Here is a 21,753-nt window from a genome sequence, read left to right as displayed (position 1 = left end):
TTTTAGTTGTGACTTCTTGAATGCGCAGTAGTACGGCGTGACTTGGCAATTAGTGAAAACTTTTTAAGGGGACAGTAAATTAGGCCACAAATTTGTGGCGTAGTATTAAACTTTGAGGGTGAGGCATTGATGAAAGCAATTTGGGCGATAGTATTCCTATTCGTGAACACAAGCACCTTGGCGGCGAAAGACGTGACGGGTGCCGATAGCGCCGATTTCATTCAGGCAAAGGAAGCATGGCTTGATGGCCAAGATGTTGAGGCGCTGCAAGGCCTGGCAACTCTTGCGCGTGAGGGTCACATTCCGGCGAAAATACTTCTGTCACGAATAGCCGACACACCGAAATTCAGCGCGCATATCACCGCACAGCTTTCCCGAAAGGAAAGGATCAATCTCTTTCGTGAACCCAAGGGTCTTTCCGGGCGTGACTGGCTTTTAAGCGCCTCGGAAGAAAGTGATCTGGCAAATGCGCTTTGGGTGATACAGTCATCGGAACTCGCTCAGCCAGACTATGAAACCATTATCCCGACATTGGTCGCCTATGGCGAAATCAGACCCGTATTTGACTACTTTGTCGAAATGTGGGATTTCGAGGTTTTTGAATTTGTTGCACAAATTCTTCTTGAGAATGACGAGGCTTTTGGGGCTGCTGGTCGTTACCGATTAGGCTCTATCATCCAATCGATGGCTAACGCCGGAAAACCTCTCCCCCTCCCAAGTACGATAAATACATCTGCGAAAGCCCAAGAGTATCTCAATTGGTTGCGATCCGACGTGAACGAATTTGCATCTTCGGGGCTTATACGCATCGCATCAGACCGTGTTGCACAGCCTGACGATGTGCCGGAGTACCTCATGCCTTTCCGCTTTGCACACCCTGACCGAGCGGAGGATCGTGTTCGACTAGCAAAAATCGTTAATGAGCTTCCCGAACTTCAACCGTTGAGACTCTTTTGCGAAACCAAGTGCAAAACTGTTCAGCAGGAAGCTTGCTATGCTGATGGAGCGTGGGCCCTTATGCAAGCAGCGGCCTACCCGTTCCCTTTCGCCAGCCCTGCGCAGTCGTTGATTGACGATGCATCCTATTGGGGGTCACCCCGATTTGTTACTGACGTGAACCGGATGTTGGCGAAAGGCAACTGGCCCGGCTGTCGTTGAAAATCGAAATTCACAGAAAGCGTATTATCCCACATTTTGGAATCTACGCTGACCATTACTCGCTAGGAAAAAAAGCCCCGAACCTTTCGGTCGGGGCTTTGTCAATTTCTAATTTTAGGAAGACCTCAGGCCGCCAGCCCCTTGGAGCCAAGATCTAGATATTTCTGCTGACGATCTTTGATCAGTGCCGGGCCATCCATTGCCTTTAGCTCGTTCAGCAACTGTTGGATGGTCTCGCCTACGGCCTGAATTGCCGTGTCGGCGTCCCGGTGGGCACCACCTTTGGGTTCTTCGATGACATGATCGACCACACCCAGCTCTGCCAGGTCCTTGGCGGTCAAACGCAACGCCTGCGCCGCCTCGCGCATTTTCTCGGCGTCTTTCCACAGGATAGAGGCACAGCCCTCGGGGGTGATCACCGAATAGACCGAATGTTCCAGCATCGCCACGCGGTTGGCCGAGGCAAAAGCCACAGCACCGCCCGATCCGCCTTCGCCGATCACGATCGACACCAGCGGCACACCAATTTGCAGGCAGGCCTCGGTGGAGCGGGCAATCGCTTCGGACTGGCCGCGCTCCTCGGCGCCTTTACCGGGGTAGGCGCCGGGGGTGTCCACCAGCGTGATCACCGGCAGGCCAAATTTGTCCGCCATCTGCATCAGCCGAATCGCCTTGCGGTAGCCTTCGGGGCGGGCCATGCCAAAATTCCGCTCAATGCGGGATTTGGTGTCGCTGCCCTTTTCGTGGCCGATCACCATGACGGGCTGATCGTTGAACCGGGCCAGACCGCCCATCACCGCTAGATCATCCGCAAAGTTGCGGTCGCCTGCCAATGGTGTGAATTCTGTGAACAGCGCCGAGATGTAATCTTTGCAATGGGGCCGCTCTGGATGGCGCGCCACCTGGCATTTGCGCCAGGGGGTCAGATCTTTGTACAGATCCTCAAGCAGTTGTCCGGCTTTAAGGTCCAGCGCAGCGGCCTCAGCCTCGATGTCCATCTCTTCATTGGCCCGCGCCAAAGCGCGTAATTCTTCTGCCTTGCCTTCAATTTCGGCCAGGGGTTTTTCAAAATCCAGATACTGGGTCATATCGCCTCACACGCGCGGAATTTCCAGATATATGGCCTTACCTGCGGTCAGATGCAACTCAGCAAGATTTGTAATTCGCGCACGTGGCACATCACTGGGGACACAGGAGCAATAAACGACCATGCCAAACAGTTACGAAGACCGGATTCTGCGGGTGCTAAATTACATCCACGACAATCCCGCTGGGGATCTGTCACTGGACACCCTAGCGGATGTCGCGGCGATGTCGCGGTTTCACTGGCACCGGGTGTATCGTGCCATGACCGGCGAGACCTGTGCCCAGGCGGTGCGGCGTATCCGCTTGCATCGGGGGTCAATCTGGTTGGTGCAAAGCGATCGGACTATTGACCAGGTTGCGACGGACTGCGGCTATCTTAATACAGCCAGCTTTGCCCGGGCATTTGCCGAGGTGTTCGGGGCGCGTCCAACAGCGTTTCGTGCGGCGGGTCGTTTGCTGCCTCCTGTGTCAGACCTTAAATCAGGAGATTTCAGAATGTTCCCAGTTACTATCCGCAACGAACCTGACCGCCGTTTGGCGACCCTGCATCATGTCGGGCCCTATTACAAAATTGGCAAGGTCTTTGAGACCCTAATGGCCATCTGCGAGGCACGCAGTCTGTGGCCCAACATCAGCGGCGCTGTCGGTGTCTACTGTGACAACCCCGAGGTGATCCCCGAGGATAAGTTGAACAGCCGTGCAGGCCTTATCTGGCAGGGCGCTGACATGCCCGAGGGGCTGGAGGAATATCATCTGTCCGGCGGCAAAACCGCAGTGATGATTTACAAAGGACCTTATGCTGGTTTGGCCGACGCCTACCGGAGTTTATTTGGGGATTGGCTGCCGAAATCGGGTGAGGAACCCGCTGACATGCCCTGCTACGAACTCTCGCTCAACTCCCCTCGTGACACAGCGCCCGAGGATTTGTTGACCGAGATCTGCCTGCCCCTAAAATAACTCTTTGCCCGGCCGTCGAGGCCGGGCACTGCCCAATTCCATCAGAAAGTGCCTCGTCGCGTTATGAGGGCCAAATTACCGGATAGAGCGAGGCCACCAGCAGTGTCGCCATGGTCCAGTTGAACAGGCTCAGGCGGCGTGGGTTTGTTAAGACTCTTGCCATCTGCTGCCCGAGGACGGTCCAGGAGCTGACAGAGGGCAGGTTGACGGCGCCAAACACCAGCCCGACCAGTAGAATGGCGCTGAGGGTTTGATCCGGTGTGTAGGCACTGATTGCGGTCAGGGCCATTGCCCAGGCCTTGGGGTTTACCCACTGGAAGGCGGCGGCCTGCACAAAGGTCATCGGGCGGCTGCTTTCATCGTCGGAATTAATCGGGGCAGAATGTGCGATTTTCCATGCAAGCCATAGCAGGTAGACAACTGATCCGATCTTTAGCACCACATAGCTGATGGGGTAGGTGTCAAACACCTGCACCAATCCGGCGCCAACCAGCAGCACCATGAACACGAAGCCAAGCGCCACGCCCATCATATGGGGAATGGTGCGGCGAAAGCCGAAATTGGCCCCCGAGGCCATAAGCATGAGATTGTTGGGTCCCGGCGTGATCGACGAGACAAAGGCAAACAGCGCTAGCGCTAATAGAAGATCATATGTCATTCGGGATGTTTGCGACATTTAGGGCAAAATGTAATTGCGTTTTGCAGTGTGCACTGGCAAGTTTTGCAACTAATGGCGAAATTCGACAGTATAAACCACCGTATATTGCAAGAGCTGTCCAGCGATGGCCGTATCAGCAATCTGGAATTGGCCGACCGTGTTGGCCTGTCGCCATCGGCGTGCCTGCGTCGGGTGCAGGATCTGGAGCGGGAAGGCATCATCACCGGGTATCGCGCTGTGCTTGACCGGCAGGCGATGGGGTCCGGCTTTGTCACCTACATCGGGGTTGGCCTGGGCGAGCACACCAAAGAAGCGCAAAAAGCCTTTGAAAGGGCGATGGACGCGGCCTCCGAGGTGGTGGAGTGCCACAATATCACCGGCACTATCGAATATCTGTTGCGGGTCGAGTGTCCGGATCTGCCCAGCTATAAACGCTTTCACACCGATATTTTGGGCACCTCGCCCTATGTGACGGCGATCACCACCTACGTGGTTATGGGGTCACCCAAGGATCTGCGCGCCTGAGTGAGGCAGGCGGTGCGACCGGAGTGTTGCGCAACCCGCGCGCGCTTATGTAACGCAGAGTTTTCCTTTACCCGGCACTCTGGGCGGGATTGCAGTCACCGCCGGGTTTGACACCCCCGGCATTTGGAACAGGGCCCAGCACCCAAGGGCTTGCAGAGACAACGTTTAGCATACGGGACTGATCTCCCGTCCACCTCCGCTTTGGCGGTGCCGCCATTCTTATCGATCATCAGTGATGACCCGTAGAAACGGATATAAACGACAGGGCTAAGGCCTTGGCGCTGGTTGCGCTATTGTTGCGGCGCAAGAAGCGACTGCACTGCAATTTCTGGCGAGGCCAGCACCGGCACATCGGCCTGTATGACGGTTGCCACCCCCGCCATCGAGGCCTGGGCCAGAACAACACAGCCATAGTGGTTTTGTTTCAGTGCTGTTTCAATGTTCACGGCCAGAGCCTGATTGAAGGCGTCAACCTCGCCCGCCTCAAACAGTGGCCAATGCTGCGCCAGCAGCAGGCAGGTCAGTTGCGGGTCAGCATTGCCAAAGGCGCGCCGCAGCAAGTCTTGGGATGGCTGGGCGGTGCTGTCGAGGCAATAAACCAGCAACACCGGCCCGCCGATTTCTGCGGCCCGCTGCATCATGGGCCAGTCAATGCGGATTGCCCCGGCGGCCTCGGCCACTGGGCCGAGGGTGGTGCAGCTGCACAGAACCGGACCTTCTGCTGCCTGGATTGCCGCAGCTATCTCGGCGGCGAGCCTGTCATCAATTCCGTTTTGAGCGCGCGCCAGCCAGTCGGGCCGCACATTATGGCGCAGGTCTGCTTGTGGTGCCAACCCGTCAAAAGTGGCGCAGTGCACCTGCGCAGTATGAATAAGGGTCAGGTCGGGCATGTGGGTGGCTTCCCTTAAGAGGTGCGTGCAATCACGCACCCCGCACAGGCAAAAGTTAGTTGTTTGCAATCAGTTCTGACTGCGCGACGATAACTTCGGCTTGTTTGATGCTGGCGATATCGACCAGACGCCCCTTGTAGACCGTGGCGCCTTCGCCATTGGCCTTAGCGGCCTCCATCGCGGCGAGGATTTCGCGGGCTTCGGTGACGGCCTCGTCAGACGGCGTGAAGATCTCGTTTGCCAGCGCGATCTGTTTGGGGTGAATGGCCCATTTACCAACCATGCCCAAGGTTGCCGAACGTAACGCCTGAGCGCGGAATCCTTCGTCATCCGAGAAGTCGCCAAACGGGCCGTCTACCGGCAGCACCCCATGGGTGCGGCAGGCGGCTACGATGGCGGTCTGTGCCCAATGCCAGGGGTCGGACCAGTGTTTTTGACCCTGGTGCAGCATGTAATAGTTTTCCTGCGTGCCACCGATGCCCGTGGTCTGCATGCCCATCGAGGCGGCAAAATCCGCCGCACCCAGCGACATCGCCTGCAGGCGGGGCGACGAGGCGGCGATCTCTTCGACATGGGCAATGCCCGCAGCCGATTCGATGATCAGCTCGAATGAGATTGGTTTGCTATAGCCTTTGGCGCGCTCAATTGCGGTGACCAGTGCATCCACCGCATAGACGTCAGCGGCACATCCCACCTTGGGGATCATGATCTGGTCCAGCCTCTCGCCGGCCTGCTCCAGCACCTCGACCACGTCGCGGTACCAATAGGGCGTATCCAGCCCGTTGATACGCACGGACAGGTATTTGTTGCCCCAGTCGATGGTGTTGATGGCCTCGATCACATTGGCGCGGGCGCTGTCTTTGTCCGAGGGCGCAACCGAATCTTCGAGGTCGAGGTTGATCACATCCGCAGCCGAGGCGGCCATTTTGGGGAACAGCTTGGTGTTTGAGCCGGGGCCGAACAATTGGCAGCGATTGGGACGGGCCGGGGCGGTGGGCTGGATGCGAAAGCTCATATGCGGATCACCTGACTGGGTAAGTAAGTTGCGATTTTTTCCCTATGTGTGGTATTAAATTGCGCGACAGCGCGCAAGTCTTATTGTGCGAGTGCAGCAATGCTGACGCAGCAATGCTCGCTATTCCCGAAGTTGGCGCAAGGATCAGTGGTTTGAAATTTCTGGATCGAAGAATATTCGACAAATTTGGGAAATGACGGGATGAATGTGCGCAGGATGTGGGTCGGCAATGTCAAAATGGGACCTCTTCGCGTCAAGGCTCGCCTAAAGTCGCGCACAAAGTGAAATTCCATGGAGTGCCCCGAGATGATCGAGACCCCTTACTTGCTATTCCTGGGTGACGCACCCGATATGCTGGCGGCCAAAGTTGCCATTGGTATCAAAGACTGGCGTCCGGAGAATGCTGTTGCGCAGTTCCGCCTGCCGGGCTGTGGTGCTGATCTGGGCCTGGCCGATATGACGCTGGCCGAGGCAAAAGCAGCCGGTGCCAAGACGCTGGTGATTGGTGTGGCCAACCGCGGCGGAGTGATCTCAGCCGCTTGGAAAGAGGTGCTGATCGAGGCGCTGGAGATGGGCTATGATCTGGCCTCGGGCCTGCACAACCTGCTGCGCGATGAGGGTGATCTGGTTGCCGCGGCGCAGACCCACGGCGGCACATTGCACGACGTGCGCGTGCCAACCGTTGGCTACCCAATTGCCAATGGCGTTAAGCGGACTGGCAAGCGGTGTCTGGCGATTGGCACTGACTGTTCTGTCGGCAAGATGTATACCGCGCTGTCGATCGACGCCGAGATGCAGACGCGTGGCATGAAGTCGACCTTTCGGGCCACTGGCCAGACGGGCATTCTGATCACCGGCCATGGTGTGCCACTGGATGCGGTGATTGCTGACTTCATGGCTGGGGCGGTTGAATACCTGACCCCTGATAATGACGACGATCACTGGGATCACATCGAGGGGCAGGGCAGCCTGTTTCACGTGTCCTACTCTGGTGTGACCATGGCGCTGGTGCATGGTGGCCAGCCGGATGCGCTGATCCTGTGTCACGAACCAACACGTGAGCATATGCGTGGATTGCCGGGCTATGATCTGCCAACACTGGAGCGCCTGCGCGACACCGCACTGCCGCTGGCACAGGTCGCCAATCCGGGGTGTCAGGTCGTGGGTATTTCCGTCAACACCCAGCACCTGAGCGAAGACGAAGCCGTGACATATTTGGCTGAGGTCGAGGCGCGTATGGGTCTGCCTGCGGTCGATCCGTTCCGCCATGGTGCGGGCCGTCTGGTGGACGCGCTGGACGCGATCTGATCTAAGCTCGGCGCCGGGGGATCTGTTGGATGCCTCCGGCGGGAGTATTTTAAAAAAGATGAAGGGGATGGCATGCGGATTACAGTGACGCGGGATGTGTTCAAGCTGGCGCAGGTTTTCACAATTTCACGTGGCTCGCGCACCGAGGCCAAGGTGCTGACGGTGAAGGTTGAGCAGGGTGGACTGACCGGCTGGGGCGAATGTGTGCCCTATGCGCGTTACGATGAAACGCTGGAGTCAGTGACCGCTGAAATCGAGGGCCTGCCTGCTGAATTCACCCGTGCCGAGCTGCAATCGCTGCTGCCGGCAGGTGCGGCCCGCAATGCGGTGGATTGTGCACTGTGGGATCTGGAGGCCAAGCAGGCCGGGAAACGGGTTTGGGAGCTGGCCGGGCTGGCCGCGCCGGGACCTGAGATCACCGCCTATACCCTATCGCTGGATACGCCAGAAAAAATGCAAGCGCAGGCGGCTGAGAATGCGTTCCGTCCTTTGCTGAAGATCAAGCTGGGAACGCCGGATGATATGCCGCGGCTGGAAGCGGTGCGCGCTGGTGCGCCCGAGGCGTCGATCATCATCGATGCCAATGAGGGTTGGTCGGCCGAAGTCTATGCCGAGTTGGCGCCGCATCTGGTGCGCCTGGGGGTCGAATTGGTAGAGCAACCCCTGCCTGCTGGCGAAGACGAGGCCTTGATTGGCATGGATCGCCCGGTGCCTGTTTGCGCCGACGAGAGTTGCCATGACCGTGCAAGTCTGCCCAAATTGAAGGGCAAATATGATGTGGTGAACATCAAGCTGGACAAGACTGGCGGCTTGACCGAGGCGCTGAAATTGCGCGATGAGGCACTGGCGCAGGGGTATCAGGTGATGGTCGGTTGCATGGTTGGCTCATCCCTGGCGATGGCTCCGGCGACGTTGGTGGCACAGGGTGTCACCGTAACAGATCTTGACGGACCGCTGCTGTTGGCCGAAGACCGTGCCGAGCCATTGATTTTTGATGTCTCCGGAGTACACCCGCCGGTAGCGGATCTCTGGGGCTAAGGAGACGTACATGACCCGTACCGTATATGTAAACGGCGTATACCTGCCGGAAACCGAGGCCACGGTCTCTATCTTTGACCGTGGTTTCCTGATGGCGGATGGCGTCTATGAGGTGACATCGGTGCTGGACGGCAAGCTGATTGATTTTGAAGGCCACGCCGTGCGCCTGCAGCGGTCGCTGGACGAGCTGGAGATGCAGGCGGCCTGCTCTAAGGATGAGCTGCTGGAGATCCACCGCGAGCTGGTAAAGCGCAACGATATTGTCGAGGGTCTGGTCTATCTGCAGATCACCCGTGGATCAGATGGCGACCGTGATTTTGTGTTCCCATCGGCGGATACCAAGCCGACAATCGTGTTGTTCACCCAGAACAAGCCCAATTTGGCGGACAACCCTGCCGCCAAGAAGGGTGCAAAGATCATTTCGATCGAGGATATTCGATGGGGCCGCCGCGATATCAAGACTGTGCAGTTGCTGTACCCCTCGATGGGTAAGATGATGGCCAAGAAAGCCGGCTGTGATGACGCCTGGTTGATCGAAGATGGTCATGTCACCGAAGGCACCAGCAACAATGCCTATTTCGTCAAGGATGGCACCATTGTAACCCGTCCGCTGTCGACGGATATTTTGCATGGTATCACCCGTAAGGCGGTGCTGCGCATGGCGGCTGAGGCGCAGTTGAAGATCGAAGAGCGTCTGTTCACCATTGACGAGGCGAAGGAGGCGGACGAGGCCTTTACCACCTCGGCGAGTGCCTTTGTGATGCCGGTGGTTGAGATTGACGGCGTGCAACTGGGTGATGGTACTCCGGGGCCAATCGCCAAGCGTCTGCGCGAGATCTATCTGGACGAGAGCCGCAAAGCTGCGGTCTGATAAGTCTGGACATTGATTTTCTAGAGCCGCCCCACTGGGGCGGCTTTTTTGTGGGCGGGATCTTGCGGGTGAAGTTGCGGGGTGGTTGTTAAGTCGTGCATCAGGCTGACGCCTGTGCTTCTGTGCGGCCATGGATTTACTTGAACGTTTCATCACCCTGTGGGTTGTCATCGATCCGATTGGCACCATTCCCGTCTTTATTGCCGTAACCGCAGGCATGGCGGCGCCGGATCGACGCAAAACGGCGTTGCTGGCCACCGTGGTCAGTATTGCCGTGCTGTTGTTCTTCCTGATGTTTGGTCAGCTCTTGATTGATGCATTGGGCATTAGCCTGCTGTCGTTCCAGGTGGCAGGGGGGGTCGTATTGTTCCTGTTTGCCCTGACAATGATTTTTGGCGACTCCAAACCCGCAAGTGACAGACGATCTGTCGAGGATGAAGAACAGGCGCAAGACTCTGCGCCATCCCCTGCAATTTTCCCACTGGCAGTGCCGTCGCTGGCCTCTCCCGGTGCGATGCTGGCCATTGTCATGCTGACGGACAACGCCCAATTCGGGGTCGGTGATCAGGCAATAACTGGTGTGGTTATGGTGGCTGTCTTGGCTGTCGCGTGCCTGTTCATGGTTCTGGCTGACCCAATCATTCGGGTTATCGGCAACTCAGGCGCTGCCATTGTTAGCCGGGTTATGGGTATGATCCTTGCCTCGGTCGCGGCCGATGCTGTCTTGTCCTCGTTGCTTGAGATCGCTCGAACCGGGTCTCTCTGAACGGAGTCTGGGGGTCGTTGATAAGGGGATTTTCCAACCAGTTGGCGCAGTGTCGTCATCCCGTGAGTATTAATTTGTGAGCGCCTATTGACCGGGTGAGAGGATACCGATATGCGGCTTTCTGCAACTTTTTGCAGGATTGTGCATGGATCTGAATATTCCCGATACCCGACAGCGTGTTCTTGAGCAAAGGCTTAAGGATGGTCAGCAGATTGTGGCAACCGAAGTGGCGCTGGAATTCGCTGTTTCGGTGGACACTATTCGCCGCGATATCCTGAGCCTCGAAGCGATGGGCAGAGCGCACCGCGTTCGGGGTGGGGCTGTTCCGGTGTCGCAGTCTGTCTCTCCTTTGCACAAGCGGCTTGAGGGGCCTGAACCACATCCGGCGTTGATTTCGGCTGCATTAGAGCAGGTGGCCGATGCGACAACATTGATCCTGGATGGTGGAACAACGGTGCTGGCGCTGGCACGCAGGTTGCCGCTGCAACAGGGACGGTTGGTGGTGACGCCATCGCCATGGGTTGCGATTGCCTGTCAGGAAAATGGTTGTGCTGTCTTTTTACTGGGCGGAGCGCTCAGCGCTTCGGGCGGGGTGAGCGTCGGGGATTTTGCGCTGGAGCGGATGGCCGGGATATCAGCCGATGTGGCGGTTTTAGGAGCCTGTGGGCTGGATGTGGACTTTGGGCTTAGCTCGGATGATTTTGGTGAGAGCAATTTGAAAAAAGCTATGCATGGTGCCGCAAGGCAGACAGTGGTTCTGACGGACAGCGACAAGATTGGCCGGCGAGCGCCGCATCATACACTTGGGTTGGCAAAAATTGATCAGGTGATCACGGATGCCAAGACGGATCAGGTTGCTGACCTGATGGCAGCAGGGGTGAGTGTTATCCATGCCTGATACCCGGACTTTTTGGCGGGTCGTCTCCGCAATGTTCATCCTGAATGGCGCATTGTTTGGGATCTGGGCGTCCCGCATTCCTGCGGTGGCGACCCGTTTCGACCTAAGCCCCGGTGTTCTGGGTGGGTTGTTGTTGCTGATGGCGGCCGGGGCGATTGCATCATTTCCCATCGCGGGTCGATTGTCGGACAAAATCGGGGCTGCCAAAGTCACGCGGCGGATGGCTTTTGCCTATGTCGGAACCCTGTTTCTGATCGCTTTCGCCCCCACGTATCTAACGTTTTGTGTTGCTCTGTTTCTGTTTGGGGCCACTCAGGCCGGCCTGGATGTGGCAATGAACGTCTGGGCCGCCGAGGCAGAGCGGCATATCGGGCGACCCATGATGTCGTCCTTTCATGCGATGTTCAGCCTTGGCGCGGGCCTGGGGGCTGCGTCCGGGTTCGTGGCCGAGACTTACGGGGTTGGCATAACCCCTCACTTTGTCATTGCGGGTGCAGGGATCGCCGCCATCACCCTGTTCGCCGCCAGGGGAAACTGGATCTCGGATATTCAGGATACGGGTCCGGCGGGTCCGGTTTTTCGACTGCCCAAAGGGCCATTGTTTGTGGTTGGCTTCATCGCATTCTGTGCGTCGCTGGGCGAGGGCGGCATGGCGGACTGGAGCGCTATTTTCCTGGTGCATTCCTCTGGCGCAACCGAGGCGCAGGCGGCGCTGGGCTATACCGTGTTTTCCATTGCGATGGTGGTGATGCGCCTGTTGGGGGACGCTATCACCCTGCGACTGGGGCCAGTTGGGGCCGCGCGGCTGGCCGGATCGGTCGCGACTGTTGGGGTGCTCTGCGCCGTTGGATTCGGCACTTTCGGCATGTCGCTGGTGGGCTTTTTCCTGATGGGGATTGGCTATGCGATGATCATGCCGCTGGCCCTGAGCCGGGCTGCAAACGATCCGCATACCTCGCCGGGGACGGCGCTCGCGGCGGTCTCTACCCTTGGCTATGGCGGCTTGTTGCTGGGACCGCCGATCATTGGGTTCCTGTCCGAGGCGACCTCGGTTCGGGTGGCATTTACGTTATTGGCGGTTTTGGCTGCACTGATCGTGGTGTTAAGCCGGTCGATCTCAAAACAGGACATCTGAAGAGAAATCCGCGCCCTGACCGCTGTGCCAACCGATTGGCAGAGGTCAGGGGGCAGGTGGTTCAGCTTGGCGATCAGGCCTTGTCGGCGACGTTTTCTTTGAACGCGACGTCAAACTCGGCTTGTTTTTGTGGGCTGGCGTCGGTTTGAAAATTAGTCTTCCACTCGTCCATGGTCATGCCATAGAAAATCTCGCGGGCCTGGGTTTTGTCCATGTCGATGCCGCGCTCATTTGCGGCTTCCTGGTACCAGCGTGACAGGCAGTTGCGGCAAAAGCCGGCCAGGTTCATCATGTCGATGTTCTGCGCGTCGGTGCGGTCTTCCATCAGGTGTTTTTGCAGGCGGCGGAATGCGGCGGCCTGGAGTTCGATCTCGGTCTGCGAATCCATTGATGCGCTCCTTTTAGGGTCGATAGGTTTGTCAGACTAAGTAGCAACTGGACACAGGCCGTACAATGCGGCGGGATTACATCAGTTTCAGGGCGACGTAAGGGGTGATGCAAAAGACGAGGGTCACGATTTTTAAATTGGCGAGGTAGTGGAAATAGGCCTTTTTCACATCTGCGGATTCCATCCCCAGCATATTGGCGTGGAGGGCCGCGAATTTCTCGCGGCCGGCCAGTAGGGCAATGGTGGTGACCATGAGTAGGCCAAGGTTCAGAACAGTCATCCAACCGAAGAATGCGGTCATAGTAACAAGGGTCATAGCGCCATTCCTTTTTGAATATTTCCAGTATTTCCTTCATTACAAATATGGGAAGTGAAGGTAGTTTTCACAACGCTGTGAGGACGAAAATGCTCATGTTGACGCCCCGTTATGCTGCATCAAAGACCTGATGCAGCCAAAGCACGGGGGAGGGCCTGGGCCAATCGTTCAGCCCAGATCAGCTGACCCTGACGATCCGCGATCAGATCGTTGCGCAGCTCGACCAGGGTGTTGGGCCGACCATGGGCCGAGGCATGGGTGTCGATTGCATCGCCCGGCAGATAGCCGATGTAGGGCTCGTTGACGCCGACAGGGGCCTGGGTATGGGGTTTTAGATGGTCAACCACATGCGGCGAAAACTGCTCGCCGTTGGGGAACAGGATGCCGATTTCCCAGGGACGTTGCGGGCGGCCGCGCAGTTGGGGCGTGAAAGAATGCATCGAAATGATCACCACGTTGTCGCGTGCAGCCATCGCTTTCAGCGCGGCGTGGTAGGGGCGATAGCAGTGCTGTAGCCGGTGTTCCCGTTGATCCGCGTCGGCATGACGGTTGCCGGGGATAATGGTGCCATCATACAGTTTCATCAGCAATGTGGGGTCGTCGTCACCCCGGTTGGGATCAATCACCAATCGTGAAAAGTTTGAGGCGATCACCGGCGCATCCAGCATCTCACCCAGATGCTTGGACACTTCGTAGGCACCGACATCATAAGCGATGTGGCGTTCCATATCTTCACGTGGAAGGCCAAGATCGCCACCATTGACAAAAGGGGGCACAACATTGGTGGCGTGATCGCAGGTGATGAGCCAGCGAGAGGGGCGGTCTTCACCATGAATGAAATAGGGTGTATATGTCATTTGCCTGTCTTCCCTTTTTGCCGCATCTATAGGGGAGTTGCAGCAAAAGTGAAATTGCGCAATAAGCTCCCGAACGCACTGTTTGCGATAACATCTTAGAAACTCCGAAGGAGCCGCCCCTATGAGACGCCAGCGCAATGTAAAGATTGTAGCCACCCTGGGGCCCGCATCGGAGACCTACGAGACCATCAAGGCACTGCACGAAGCAGGGGCTGATGTGTTCCGTCTGAATATGTCACACGGCAGTCACGAAGAGATTGCTGTGAAGCATGGCATTATCCGGCGGGTTGAGAAAGAACTGGACAGCCCAATTTGCATTCTGGCGGATCTGCAAGGTCCAAAGCTGCGCGTTGGCGTCTTTGCCAATGGCTCGGAAGAGCTGGAAATTGGCGCCAAGTTCCGCATGGATCTGGATAAAGCCGAAGGGGATGTGGACCGGGTTTGCCTGCCTCACCCCGAGATTTTCCAAGCCCTCGAAGTTGGCGCGCACCTGTTGGTCAATGATGGTAAGATCCGTTTGGTTGTTGACGCCTGTGGCGATGATTTCGCCGAGTGTACGGTTGAGATCGGCGGCACGATTTCAAACCGCAAAGGCGTGAATGTTCCGGATGTTGAACTGCCACTGGCAGCACTGTCTGAAAAGGATCTAAAGGATCTGGAATTCGTCTGTAACCTGGGCGTGGACTGGCTGGCACTGTCCTTTGTGCAGCGTGCCAAGGATGTGTTCGAAGCCCGCGCGCTGGCCAATGGCCGTGCGGCGATCCTTAGCAAGATTGAAAAGCCTTCGGCCGTTGAGAAATTTGCCGAGATCTTGGATGCCTCGGATGGTATCATGGTTGCCCGCGGTGATCTGGGAGTGGAGCTGCCGGTGTCTGCAGTGCCGCCGATCCAGAAGCGTTTGGTGCGTAAATGCCGTGCAGCCGCCAAGCCGGTGATCGTGGCCACTCAGATGCTGGAAAGCATGATTGAAAGCCCGATGCCCACCCGTGCCGAGGTTTCGGATGTGGCGACAGCGATCTATGAAGGGGCCGATGCGGTCATGCTCAGCGCGGAATCTGCCGCTGGCGATTATCCAAACGAAGCTGTGCAAACGATGAACGATGTTGCCGTCGAAGTAGAGGCGGATCCGACCTACGCCGAGATCATCGCGGCCTCGCGCAAGGCCAAGGGTCACACGATTGCCGACGGTATTGTCGCTGCGGCCCGCGAGATTGCCGAAAAGACCGATATCAAGGCGATCTGTTGTTTCACCCAGAGCGGCACCACGGCGCTGTTGACCGCGCGCGAACGCCCAGGTGTGCCAATCCTGGCGATGACCACGGTTCCGGGGACAGCCCGCCGTCTGGCGCTGAGCTGGGGCTGCAACTGCGTAATGACACCCGAAGTTGACCGGTTCAAAGGCGCTGTCGTCAATGCCGCACGGGCCGCACGGGCCGGTGGTTTTGCGGTGGAAACGGATCAGATTGTTATCACGGCTGGTGTGCCATTCAACGTACCCGGTACAACGAACATTCTGCGGGTTGCCCCCTGCGATGAACGTTTGATTTATAGCACCGACCCGGAATAAGCTGAGCCTCATGTTGATGAGGTGAACCATTATGGATACTGATTTAGCCCTGATACTCGGCTTGGTGATCGGCGGGTTTTCTATCCCGTCGTTATTATCCGCGATGAGCGACCGAAGACCGCCTCGGGCTTCGGCGCTGACCATCCTGATTGCCTTTGGGTTGTTGCTCTATGCGATGACCGCCAAACCCGGTGGCTATCAGATGAATCAGATCCCGGATGTGTTTTTCTCGGTTCTGGGACGTTATTTATAAGAATCATCTTGCCCTTAGGGCTGTGCTTTCGTAAAGGGCAGTTCTTATCGCGCGACCGGCCGGAAGTGGCATGCCGTGTTGTGTGAAAACCGAACCCGAACCATAGGAGCCGGAAATGCCCAAAATGAAGACAAAATCGAGCGCTAAGAAGCGCTTTAAGGTCAGTGCGACCGGTAAAGTGATCGCAAGCCAGGCTGGTAAACAGCACGGCATGATCAAACGCACCAAGAAATTCATCCGTAATGCGCGCGGCACAACCGCTCTCTCAGCCCCCGATGCGAAAATCATCAAGGGCTTCATGCCCTACGACCGTTAAGAGGAGCACGTAATATGTCCCGCGTAAAAGGTGGTGTTAAAACCCACGCCCGTCACCGCAAAATCGTCAAGGCAGCCAAAGGTTACTACGGCCGTCGTAAAAGTGTCTTCAAGGTAGCTACGCAGGCTGTCGACAAGGCCAACCAGTACGCGACTCGCGACCGGAAGAATCGTAAGCGGAATTTCCGCGCTCTGTGGATCCAGCGTATCAACGCTGCTGTTCGCAGCCACGACGAAGCCCTGACATACAGCCGTTTCATCAACGGTCTGAACCTGGCCGGTATCGAAGTTGACCGTAAGGTTCTGGCTGATCTGGCCGTACACGAGCCCGAAGCATTTGGTGCCATCGTGCGCCAGGCACAGTCTGCTCTGGCCGCTTAAGCGACCGCTGCACACTGACAGATTTAAGGCCGCTCCATCTGGGGCGGCCTTTTTCGTTTTGCGGCGGTGAGGCGATAAACGACGCCTCGGTTATTCGGGTTGCGACAGAATTTTGCGCGTCACTGCGACGATGAGCAAGGCACCGGCCGGCCACAGCACCCACAGATAACCACTCCAGCTAAAGATATTCACCAATGTGAGGGCGGCAATAGTCACCACTGCGCGCGCGGGTACAAGGGCGCTGATCTGGCGTGGGATCACATTGTCGGCCATGCTAAAGGCAGCGATTGATGCGGCCGCCAGAATCGGCCAATGCGCCCAGATGCCACCGCCGCTGACCAGATTAACAAGGACAAGCGCGCCGCTTATCAGGGCGGCAAGCATCACACTGCGTGGATAGGTTGGCTGGGGCGGGGTAGGGCTGTTAGCGGGTTTCTGAGACGTTGGTTTGAAGAACCGTGAAAGTGGTTCGGGATAAACGCGACCCGCAGAGCCTGATCTGGACATTGAGATGCGGTAAATCGGGATGTCATCCGGTAAATCACGGGGACGTTTCTCGCCGAGATACTCAAATCCGATTGTCAGTTTGCTGTGCACCTGATCGTAGACCTGCTGCGAGATCAAAACGCCACCGGGTTCTGCCATGCTTTGCAATCTGGCGGCAAGGTTCACGCCCTCGCCGATCAGGTCCTCTCCATCGACGATCACGTCCCCCAAATGCACGCCAATCCGAAACTTCAACTCGCTCTCTTGAGAGCCGAGCTCATTTTGTACCTCAATCGCGCATTGGGCGGCTTCGACGGTTGAGGGGAAGTCGGCGATCAACCCGTCGCCGGCGGTGTTTGCAATGCGGCCCCCATGGCGGGTGATCAACTTGCCAAAGACATCACGGGCAGCGTGCAAGGCCGCATATGTGCCCTCTTCGTCGGCGTCCATTGCCCGGCTAAAGCCCGCAGCATCGGCGGCCAGAATAGTCGTGAGCTTACGCGTGACTTTCTTAGACATGATATGACATTTTACTCGCTGCTATGCGGTCCGCAAGAATGAGCGGTCCGGGGAAGGCTGGAACCAAGAACGGTCATAGTTAATGGTAATCAGTGATTCAGGGTTTTGTGCAATTATTACGATAATACTATACGTTTTTAAGGGTCAAGAAAGACCGGGCCTGTGGGATAACACGACGATACAATCGGTGTAAAATGACGAATGATTTCTGGGCTCGCGCTCCACAGACTTGGCCAAATGTCCAACTGACCGAACGGGCGGGTAGTCTTGTTGCGCCGCAGTCAGGGCAGGTCGGACAATGATGGATGTTTTTCTGTCCGAGGTCAGGTACTTGGCTGCTGCTGCCGACGATTTTGTCGAAATTGTTGTAGCGGCAGGCACCGATGTGTCAAATATCCAGGTGGTCGTGTACAATGAGTTCGGCACCGTAGAAGGGCAGGCCTCTCTCGGCGTCCCTGTTGCTACGATGAATGGCTATGATGTTTACGTGCTTACTGACGTGGACATGCCTGGCAGCGGCGGAGTTTACAAAACGGATTCGGTTGCGTTGGTCGATGACGGTGTTGTCACGCAGTTCATAGGGCTTGAAGGAGGGGCAACACTTGCAACCGAAGGACCGGCGGCAGGTTTGACGAGTGATCCGGTGCCTTCGATCAACAATGATGGAACGCTTTCTGTCAAATCCTATGATGGTACCAATTTCATAACCGAGGCGCGCGACGAAGGTGTGTTTACCCCCCCGTGTTTTGCGCCGGGTACGCTCATTGAAACCAAAATGGGCCCGCGCGCCGTTGAGACCTTGATGCCCGGTGACAAGGTGTGCGTACGAGGCGGGCCGCCCGAGCCGATCTTGTGGGTTACCAGCCGCACCCTCCGGCTTGGTCCCAAGACGCTTCATCATGGGCCTATTGAAATCAAATGTGGGGCACTGGGGCAGGGCCTGCCCGAGCGGGACTTGGTCGTTTCTCCGCAGCACCGTATTTTGCTGGGTGGCCACGGTGTTGAACAGCAATATGATGTAGCCGAAGTATTAGGCATGGCTAAGGGGCTATTGCCTATGGGCGGTGTGCGCCGAATGAAAGGCAAGGCACAGATTACCTATCATACGTTGATGTTAGCCCGTCACCGCGTGATATTTGCCGAGGGCCTGCCGGTTGAGAGTTTCTATCCCGGGCTGTATATTCTGCGTGGCTTCCCCGCGTCGGTGCAGGCGAAGATTACAACACTGGTGCCCACCTTGGCCACGAACCCTGGGCAGGGTTATGGGCCTCATGCAGCGCCCGTGTTGCGCAGGGCCGGGGTCGAGCAACTGGTCAAGTTCGGCCAAGCCCAGACACCTGCCTGTGGCCAAGACAGGGTTGTCCCGGTGCAGCAGGCCGGGCCGGATACTTTTGAAGCGTTCGTTGCGTAAGTTAGCCGCTGATAATGATCCACCGCCACGGTGGACTGGACCGGTCATCTGAAGTTATGAAAAAATCGCATATTGGGCGCGCTGGCCTTGTCGATATGCACATAAAGCCTTTTCACGAATGCTTTTTTGCGAAGGGGAATACGCATGACTGCTACTTCCCAATTCTACCACATGCGGGGTTTGGCGTATTCTGCATAGCCACTGTCATAGGCCGCAGCCTCAAAATCGGATTTTTGTTCCTTGATGAACTGTCCGGCCGATGGCACCTGATCGCTTTCGTCTTCGCCATTCCACAGTTTGGACCGCAAGATCGCCTTGGCGCACTGGAAATACATTTCAGTGATGGTGATCACGGTGACAGTGGCAGGCAGAATATTATTGCGTTCAAAATGGGCGCGGCAGGGTTGATCTGCTGTAAGGATGGCGGTGCCATTGATACGCACCACATTGTTACAGCCGGGCACCAGAAACATCAGGCTGACCCGGTTGTCGCGCACGATGTTGCGCAGGCAGTCGATGCGGTTATTACCGCGCCAGTCAGGCAGCCACAGGGTGTGGTCATCGGCGATATGGACCACCGGGCCATCGTCACCGCGCGGGCTGGCATCGGTGCCTTCAGGGCCGACTGTAGACAGGACTGTAAATCGTGAGGCGCTGATCCATTGGCGATACAGCGGCGTCATTGTCTGTACCACCTTGGTCAATGAGGCTGGAACCGCGGCGTTGTAATGGGTTTCCAAAGTTTCGATATCTGTGATCGGCGTCATGAATGGCCCTCCTGCCTGCATCGTCGGCTGTTCATATAGGCGCAACCTGACCGTGTTTCTCAGCAAGGGCAAGCCGCTTGACCACTCAGGGGGCGCATATCGGGCACAGTGCCAGACAGAGCGTTCCGGGATACTTGCTTTCACCGGCGGCTGTGATAGCAGGGCCTAAGCGAAATTCAGGGGACCGTCATGGACGATCTTAAGTCAAAATATCTAAGCCAAATTGCCGATGCCGCCGATGAGAACGCGCTAGAGACCATTCGGGTCGCTGCCGTGGGCAAAAAGGGCGAAGTGGCGCTGAAGATGCGTGAGCTGGGCAAGATGACGCCCGAGGAGCGCCAAGTGGCCGGTCCGGCGCTGAACGCGCTGAAGAACGAGATCAACTCGGCGCTGGCAGCCAAAAAAGCAGGTCTGGCCGATGCCGCGCTGGACGAACGTCTGCGCACCGAGTGGCTGGATGTCACCCTGCCAACCCGCGCCCGTCGCGTGGGCACGTTGCACCCGGTTAGTCAGGCCCAGGAAGAGCTGACGGCGATCTTTGCCGAGCTGGGTTTTTCCGTTGCCGAAGGGCCGCGCATTGATACCGACTGGTATAATTTTGACGCGCTGAACATCCCCGGCCACCACCCCGCACGGGCCGAAATGGACACGTTTTATATGCACCGTGCCGAGGGTGACGACCGCCCACCGCACGTGCTGCGGACCCATACCAGCCCCGTACAGATCCGCTCGATGGAGAAGATGGGCGCGCCGCTGCGTATCATCTGTCCGGGTGGCGTGTATCGCGCCGACTATGACCAGACCCACACGCCGATGTTCCACCAGGTCGAAGGTCTGGCGCTGGACACCGACATTTCGATGGCGAACCTGAAATGGACGCTTGAGGAATTTGTGAAGTCGTTCTTTGAGGTCGACGACGTCGAGCTGCGCTTCCGCGCGTCGCATTTCCCCTTCACCGAGCCATCGGCAGAGGTGGATATTCGCTGCAGCTGGAAAGACGGCACGCTGAAAATCGGCGAAGGCGACGACTGGATGGAGATCCTGGGCTCCGGCATGGTGCACCCCAAGGTGATCGCCGCCGGTGGTATCGACCCGGATGTCTATCAGGGCTTTGCGTTCGGCATCGGCATCGACCGTCTGGCGATGCTGAAATACGGTATCCCCGATCTGCGTGCGTTCTTTGACAGCGACCTGCGCTGGCTGCGCCACTACGGCTTCCAGTGTCTGGACATGCCTAGTTTGCACGGTGGTTTGAGCCGCTAACTCATACGTTTTTGGGCATCAGCCCCGCCTCGCGCCCGTCTGTAAAAGGCGGGCGTTTTGCGTTTCATGTTACTGGTTCTGTTTCGCCCGGTGGCACACCGGGCTGCGCCTGACCTTCCCGTCAAACCAGAGGTTTGCCTCCGGCAAAACGGAGAAGGCGCTTTGCACCTCCCCAAGGTCAGGCGCGGCCCTCAGCATTAGGTGCGATTGCGTCTACTCTGCATTCGATGTACCGCTCTCTTCAGAAATGTATTTGATTTGAGGAGTTTAGTGAATGACGGTCCATGATCATGGTTATCCCGATTATTGCAGGGGTCGCTATTTTTGCGACTTACACGGCGGATTTTGCGACGGGGCGGACGACTATACTCCTTTTTGTCCACTCTGTGGACAGGATGATGTTCAACAGCGCCCATGGCGTAAAAACCGGGTTGATCGTCTCTTACATTTGGTAAACGGACTTCAAAAACGGTCAGCAAGAAATGCTTCCTTGATTTCTCTGCTTGGTGGCGGCTTGGGCGCATTGAGCCTAATTTCAAATCTTGCGGACAAGCCGGAAACCAATGGTTTGAGTTTCTTTTCCATTTCGCCGGGCTTTATTCAATTTGGATTGTCCTGCCTTGTATTAAGTGTCGGGCTATATTCACTGTCCATGTCTCAACTGAAAATAGTGTCCTCGGGTGAGCTGATTGATAAATCAGAGGAGGACTGGTGTTCATACATAGAAAATGAATTGGGGAAACTGCAAAAGTGGCATGTTTGGGCCTCAAAGTCTTTTGCGGTAAGCGTAGTAACTTTTTTTGCAGCATTCGCGTATCCGTTGATAGAGCAGTTTTGTGCGGCCGCCTTGTAACACTAAGTCATAGTAGTATGCCCGGTCGCCAGACCGGGCAGCGCCCGAATAAGGCTCCGCCTGTTCGAACCT

25 protein-coding genes are annotated in these 21,753 nt (G+C 56.9%); 16 read left to right on the top strand and 9 right to left on the bottom strand.

What is annotated here, in order from left to right; genetic code table 11:
* The first annotated feature begins 129 nt into the window (after nucleotides 1–129).
* Nucleotides 130–1,158: a hypothetical protein gene (locus tag EBB79_RS18220; protein WP_127750251.1), complete on the top strand. Its 1,029-nt coding sequence runs from the start codon at nucleotides 130–132 to the stop codon at nucleotides 1,156–1,158.
* Between the two features lie 125 nt (nucleotides 1,159–1,283).
* Here the strand turns inward: EBB79_RS18220 and EBB79_RS18215 are convergent, their stop codons facing one another.
* Complete coding sequence (locus EBB79_RS18215; protein ID WP_127750250.1) at nucleotides 1,284–2,246, bottom strand: acetyl-CoA carboxylase carboxyltransferase subunit alpha; 963 nt, start codon at nucleotides 2,244–2,246, stop codon at nucleotides 1,284–1,286.
* Nucleotides 2,247–2,367: 121 nt separating this feature from the next.
* Between EBB79_RS18215 and EBB79_RS18210 the strand changes: the two genes are divergently transcribed.
* On the top strand, nucleotides 2,368–3,201 hold the full coding sequence (locus tag EBB79_RS18210) for an AraC family transcriptional regulator (protein ID WP_127750249.1): 834 nt from the start codon (nucleotides 2,368–2,370) through the stop codon (nucleotides 3,199–3,201).
* 61 nt (nucleotides 3,202–3,262) lie between these two features.
* Here EBB79_RS18210 and EBB79_RS18205 read toward each other — a convergent pair whose 3' ends face one another.
* Entirely contained in the window at nucleotides 3,263–3,859 is a 597-nt protein-coding gene (locus tag EBB79_RS18205; protein WP_127750248.1) for a LysE family translocator, read from the bottom strand.
* A 72-nt stretch (nucleotides 3,860–3,931) separates the two neighbouring features.
* On the opposite strand from EBB79_RS18205, the gene EBB79_RS18200 reads away from it, so the two are divergent.
* Nucleotides 3,932–4,384, top strand: a complete 453-nt coding sequence (locus tag EBB79_RS18200) for an Lrp/AsnC family transcriptional regulator (protein ID WP_127750247.1) — start codon at nucleotides 3,932–3,934, stop codon at nucleotides 4,382–4,384.
* Between the two features lie 290 nt (nucleotides 4,385–4,674).
* On the opposite strand, the gene EBB79_RS18195 is transcribed toward EBB79_RS18200, so the two are convergent.
* Together EBB79_RS18195 and EBB79_RS18190 are read right to left on the bottom strand one after the other, a co-directional pair.
* Nucleotides 4,675–5,274 (bottom strand): hypothetical protein, encoded by a 600-nt coding sequence (locus EBB79_RS18195; protein ID WP_127750246.1) that lies wholly within the window; start codon nucleotides 5,272–5,274, stop codon nucleotides 4,675–4,677.
* A gap of 55 nt (nucleotides 5,275–5,329) precedes the next feature.
* Nucleotides 5,330–6,289, bottom strand: a complete 960-nt coding sequence (locus tag EBB79_RS18190; RefSeq protein ID WP_127750245.1) for an L-malyl-CoA/beta-methylmalyl-CoA lyase — start codon at nucleotides 6,287–6,289, stop codon at nucleotides 5,330–5,332.
* A 306-nt stretch (nucleotides 6,290–6,595) separates the two neighbouring features.
* Here EBB79_RS18190 and dgcN point away from each other — a divergent pair, with 306 nt between their 5' ends.
* The 6 genes from dgcN (at nucleotide 6,596) to EBB79_RS18160 (ending at nucleotide 12,305) form a co-directional block, all read left to right on the top strand.
* Nucleotides 6,596–7,597 (top strand): N-acetyltransferase DgcN, encoded by a 1,002-nt coding sequence (gene dgcN, locus EBB79_RS18185; protein WP_127750244.1) that lies wholly within the window; start codon nucleotides 6,596–6,598, stop codon nucleotides 7,595–7,597.
* Between the two features lie 72 nt (nucleotides 7,598–7,669).
* Complete coding sequence (gene dgcA, locus EBB79_RS18180; protein ID WP_127750243.1) at nucleotides 7,670–8,635, top strand: N-acetyl-D-Glu racemase DgcA; 966 nt, start codon at nucleotides 7,670–7,672, stop codon at nucleotides 8,633–8,635.
* 10 nt (nucleotides 8,636–8,645) lie between these two features.
* Nucleotides 8,646–9,506, top strand: coding sequence for a D-amino-acid transaminase (locus EBB79_RS18175; RefSeq protein WP_127750242.1), 861 nt, complete (start codon nucleotides 8,646–8,648; stop codon nucleotides 9,504–9,506).
* Nucleotides 9,507–9,636: 130 nt separating this feature from the next.
* Nucleotides 9,637–10,272 carry a MarC family protein gene (locus EBB79_RS18170; RefSeq protein ID WP_127750241.1) on the top strand — a complete coding sequence of 212 codons (636 nt, stop codon included), beginning with the start codon at nucleotides 9,637–9,639 and terminating at the stop codon, nucleotides 10,270–10,272.
* A gap of 145 nt (nucleotides 10,273–10,417) precedes the next feature.
* Nucleotides 10,418–11,170 (top strand): DeoR/GlpR family DNA-binding transcription regulator, encoded by a 753-nt coding sequence (locus EBB79_RS18165; protein ID WP_127750240.1) that lies wholly within the window; start codon nucleotides 10,418–10,420, stop codon nucleotides 11,168–11,170.
* Nucleotides 11,163–12,305, top strand: coding sequence for an MFS transporter (locus tag EBB79_RS18160; RefSeq protein ID WP_238704946.1), 1,143 nt, complete (start codon nucleotides 11,163–11,165; stop codon nucleotides 12,303–12,305). The genes EBB79_RS18165 and EBB79_RS18160 overlap by 8 nt, the downstream gene beginning before the upstream one ends.
* Before the next feature lie 73 nt (nucleotides 12,306–12,378).
* Here EBB79_RS18160 and EBB79_RS18155 read toward each other — a convergent pair whose 3' ends face one another.
* The 3 genes from EBB79_RS18155 to EBB79_RS18145 form a co-directional block, all read right to left on the bottom strand.
* Complete coding sequence (locus EBB79_RS18155; protein ID WP_127750239.1) at nucleotides 12,379–12,693, bottom strand: DUF1244 domain-containing protein; 315 nt, start codon at nucleotides 12,691–12,693, stop codon at nucleotides 12,379–12,381.
* A gap of 76 nt (nucleotides 12,694–12,769) precedes the next feature.
* Nucleotides 12,770–13,009 carry a DUF6868 family protein gene (locus EBB79_RS18150; protein WP_127750238.1) on the bottom strand — a complete coding sequence of 80 codons (240 nt, stop codon included), beginning with the start codon at nucleotides 13,007–13,009 and terminating at the stop codon, nucleotides 12,770–12,772.
* A 119-nt stretch (nucleotides 13,010–13,128) separates the two neighbouring features.
* A complete protein-coding gene (locus tag EBB79_RS18145) occupies nucleotides 13,129–13,866 on the bottom strand; it encodes an N-formylglutamate amidohydrolase (protein WP_127750237.1) in 738 nt (245 codons plus the stop codon).
* A 121-nt stretch (nucleotides 13,867–13,987) separates the two neighbouring features.
* Here EBB79_RS18145 and pyk point away from each other — a divergent pair, with 121 nt between their 5' ends.
* The 4 genes from pyk (at nucleotide 13,988) to rplT (ending at nucleotide 16,382) form a co-directional block, all read left to right on the top strand.
* Entirely contained in the window at nucleotides 13,988–15,433 is a 1,446-nt protein-coding gene (gene pyk, locus EBB79_RS18140) for a pyruvate kinase (RefSeq protein ID WP_127750236.1), read from the top strand.
* A gap of 31 nt (nucleotides 15,434–15,464) precedes the next feature.
* A complete protein-coding gene (locus EBB79_RS18135; RefSeq protein WP_127750235.1) occupies nucleotides 15,465–15,686 on the top strand; it encodes a hypothetical protein in 222 nt (73 codons plus the stop codon).
* 115 nt (nucleotides 15,687–15,801) lie between these two features.
* On the top strand, nucleotides 15,802–16,002 hold the full coding sequence (gene rpmI, locus EBB79_RS18130; protein WP_127750234.1) for a 50S ribosomal protein L35: 201 nt from the start codon (nucleotides 15,802–15,804) through the stop codon (nucleotides 16,000–16,002).
* A gap of 14 nt (nucleotides 16,003–16,016) precedes the next feature.
* The gene (rplT, locus tag EBB79_RS18125) at nucleotides 16,017–16,382 is read left to right on the top strand and encodes a 50S ribosomal protein L20 (protein WP_127750233.1); all 366 of its coding nucleotides are present in this window, start codon (nucleotides 16,017–16,019) and stop codon (nucleotides 16,380–16,382) included.
* Between the two features lie 90 nt (nucleotides 16,383–16,472).
* Here the strand turns inward: rplT and EBB79_RS18120 are convergent, their stop codons facing one another.
* Complete coding sequence (locus tag EBB79_RS18120; protein WP_127750232.1) at nucleotides 16,473–17,387, bottom strand: adenylate/guanylate cyclase domain-containing protein; 915 nt, start codon at nucleotides 17,385–17,387, stop codon at nucleotides 16,473–16,475.
* Between the two features lie 298 nt (nucleotides 17,388–17,685).
* Between EBB79_RS18120 and EBB79_RS18115 the strand changes: the two genes are divergently transcribed.
* A complete protein-coding gene (locus EBB79_RS18115; protein WP_127750231.1) occupies nucleotides 17,686–18,798 on the top strand; it encodes a Hint domain-containing protein in 1,113 nt (370 codons plus the stop codon).
* Between the two features lie 164 nt (nucleotides 18,799–18,962).
* On the opposite strand, the gene EBB79_RS18110 is transcribed toward EBB79_RS18115, so the two are convergent.
* The gene (locus EBB79_RS18110; protein WP_127750230.1) at nucleotides 18,963–19,565 is read right to left on the bottom strand and encodes a pyridoxamine 5'-phosphate oxidase family protein; all 603 of its coding nucleotides are present in this window, start codon (nucleotides 19,563–19,565) and stop codon (nucleotides 18,963–18,965) included.
* 189 nt (nucleotides 19,566–19,754) lie between these two features.
* On the opposite strand from EBB79_RS18110, the gene pheS reads away from it, so the two are divergent.
* Both pheS and EBB79_RS18100 read left to right on the top strand, forming a co-directional pair.
* Entirely contained in the window at nucleotides 19,755–20,828 is a 1,074-nt protein-coding gene (gene pheS / locus EBB79_RS18105) for a phenylalanine--tRNA ligase subunit alpha (RefSeq protein WP_127750229.1), read from the top strand.
* Nucleotides 20,829–21,102: 274 nt separating this feature from the next.
* Nucleotides 21,103–21,681, top strand: coding sequence for a hypothetical protein (locus tag EBB79_RS18100; RefSeq protein WP_127750228.1), 579 nt, complete (start codon nucleotides 21,103–21,105; stop codon nucleotides 21,679–21,681).
* Nucleotides 21,682–21,753 lie beyond the last annotated feature (72 nt).

Origin of the sequence: Parasedimentitalea marina, from assembly GCF_004006175.1 — a bacterium.
GTDB lineage: Bacteria > Pseudomonadota > Alphaproteobacteria > Rhodobacterales > Rhodobacteraceae > Parasedimentitalea > Parasedimentitalea marina.
The sequence above is the reverse complement of the archived record's forward strand: the minus strand, read 5'-3'. Positions and strand labels throughout refer to the sequence as shown.

Excerpts from the sequence above, each read along its gene's own strand:
- EBB79_RS18220 (WP_127750251.1), top strand. The coding sequence starts at position 130 with ATGAAAGCAATTTGGGCGATAGTATTCCTATTCGTGAACACAAGCACC.
- EBB79_RS18215 (WP_127750250.1), bottom strand. The coding sequence starts at position 2,246 with ATGACCCAGTATCTGGATTTTGAAAAACCCCTGGCCGAAATTGAAGGC.
- EBB79_RS18210 (WP_127750249.1), top strand. The coding sequence starts at position 2,368 with ATGCCAAACAGTTACGAAGACCGGATTCTGCGGGTGCTAAATTACATC.
- EBB79_RS18205 (WP_127750248.1), bottom strand. The coding sequence starts at position 3,859 with ATGACATATGATCTTCTATTAGCGCTAGCGCTGTTTGCCTTTGTCTCG.
- EBB79_RS18200 (WP_127750247.1), top strand. The coding sequence starts at position 3,932 with ATGGCGAAATTCGACAGTATAAACCACCGTATATTGCAAGAGCTGTCC.
- EBB79_RS18195 (WP_127750246.1), bottom strand. The coding sequence starts at position 5,274 with ATGCCCGACCTGACCCTTATTCATACTGCGCAGGTGCACTGCGCCACT.
- EBB79_RS18190 (WP_127750245.1), bottom strand. The coding sequence starts at position 6,289 with ATGAGCTTTCGCATCCAGCCCACCGCCCCGGCCCGTCCCAATCGCTGC.
- dgcN (WP_127750244.1), top strand. The coding sequence starts at position 6,596 with ATGATCGAGACCCCTTACTTGCTATTCCTGGGTGACGCACCCGATATG.
- dgcA (WP_127750243.1), top strand. The coding sequence starts at position 7,670 with ATGCGGATTACAGTGACGCGGGATGTGTTCAAGCTGGCGCAGGTTTTC.
- EBB79_RS18175 (WP_127750242.1), top strand. The coding sequence starts at position 8,646 with ATGACCCGTACCGTATATGTAAACGGCGTATACCTGCCGGAAACCGAG.
- EBB79_RS18170 (WP_127750241.1), top strand. The coding sequence starts at position 9,637 with ATGGATTTACTTGAACGTTTCATCACCCTGTGGGTTGTCATCGATCCG.
- EBB79_RS18165 (WP_127750240.1), top strand. The coding sequence starts at position 10,418 with ATGGATCTGAATATTCCCGATACCCGACAGCGTGTTCTTGAGCAAAGG.
- EBB79_RS18160 (WP_238704946.1), top strand. The coding sequence starts at position 11,163 with ATGCCTGATACCCGGACTTTTTGGCGGGTCGTCTCCGCAATGTTCATC.
- EBB79_RS18155 (WP_127750239.1), bottom strand. The coding sequence starts at position 12,693 with ATGGATTCGCAGACCGAGATCGAACTCCAGGCCGCCGCATTCCGCCGC.
- EBB79_RS18150 (WP_127750238.1), bottom strand. The coding sequence starts at position 13,009 with ATGACCCTTGTTACTATGACCGCATTCTTCGGTTGGATGACTGTTCTG.
- EBB79_RS18145 (WP_127750237.1), bottom strand. The coding sequence starts at position 13,866 with ATGACATATACACCCTATTTCATTCATGGTGAAGACCGCCCCTCTCGC.
- pyk (WP_127750236.1), top strand. The coding sequence starts at position 13,988 with ATGAGACGCCAGCGCAATGTAAAGATTGTAGCCACCCTGGGGCCCGCA.
- EBB79_RS18135 (WP_127750235.1), top strand. The coding sequence starts at position 15,465 with ATGGATACTGATTTAGCCCTGATACTCGGCTTGGTGATCGGCGGGTTT.
- rpmI (WP_127750234.1), top strand. The coding sequence starts at position 15,802 with ATGCCCAAAATGAAGACAAAATCGAGCGCTAAGAAGCGCTTTAAGGTC.
- rplT (WP_127750233.1), top strand. The coding sequence starts at position 16,017 with ATGTCCCGCGTAAAAGGTGGTGTTAAAACCCACGCCCGTCACCGCAAA.
- EBB79_RS18120 (WP_127750232.1), bottom strand. The coding sequence starts at position 17,387 with ATGTCTAAGAAAGTCACGCGTAAGCTCACGACTATTCTGGCCGCCGAT.
- EBB79_RS18115 (WP_127750231.1), top strand. The coding sequence starts at position 17,686 with ATGATGGATGTTTTTCTGTCCGAGGTCAGGTACTTGGCTGCTGCTGCC.
- EBB79_RS18110 (WP_127750230.1), bottom strand. The coding sequence starts at position 19,565 with ATGACGCCGATCACAGATATCGAAACTTTGGAAACCCATTACAACGCC.
- pheS (WP_127750229.1), top strand. The coding sequence starts at position 19,755 with ATGGACGATCTTAAGTCAAAATATCTAAGCCAAATTGCCGATGCCGCC.
- EBB79_RS18100 (WP_127750228.1), top strand. The coding sequence starts at position 21,103 with ATGACGGTCCATGATCATGGTTATCCCGATTATTGCAGGGGTCGCTAT.